Raw genomic sequence first — 491 nt, forward strand, 5'->3', positions numbered from 1 at the left:
TTCTAAGACGACACAAGAAAATAGAAACCTTGATTAGGTAATATTTGTGTGTAGGTATTTAGAAGTTTTTCACCATGTAAAATAGCCCCCTTTAGAAGTCTATCTCTAGAGAGGGCTGATTATAAGGCATATTTATTTAACGGCTTCTTTTAATTCTTTTCCTGGTTTAAAAGCAGGAGCCTTTGAAGCCGGAATTGTCATTTCCTCACCTGTTTGAGGGTTACGACCTGTACGGGCTGCACGTTCCCGTACTTCAAATGTTCCAAATCCAATCAACTGAATTTTTGCTTCTTTCGCAAGTGTGTTAGAAATCGTCTCAAACAACGCTTCCACAGCTTTTTTAGCATCTTGCTTTGATAGTTCTGCTTGTGTTGCAACTGCATCTACTAGTTCAGTTTTATTCATATTCAAACACCTCATCCTCTTATTTTAGATTATATGTAGAGATGCTAACATATCATAGCTTCTACACACTTGTCACTTAATAAGGT

The 491-nt window shown here is 36.9% G+C and carries 1 protein-coding gene; it reads right to left on the bottom strand.

Annotated features, from left to right (window positions below; genetic code table 11):
• Nucleotides 1–132: 132 nt before the first annotated feature.
• Nucleotides 133–405, bottom strand: a complete 273-nt coding sequence (locus tag AC1DWA_RS33285; protein ID WP_323619657.1) for an HU family DNA-binding protein — start codon at nt 403–405, stop codon at nt 133–135.
• Nucleotides 406–491: the final 86 nt, after the last annotated feature.

Source organism: Rhodococcus sp. P4_F3_2, assembly GCF_056401335.1.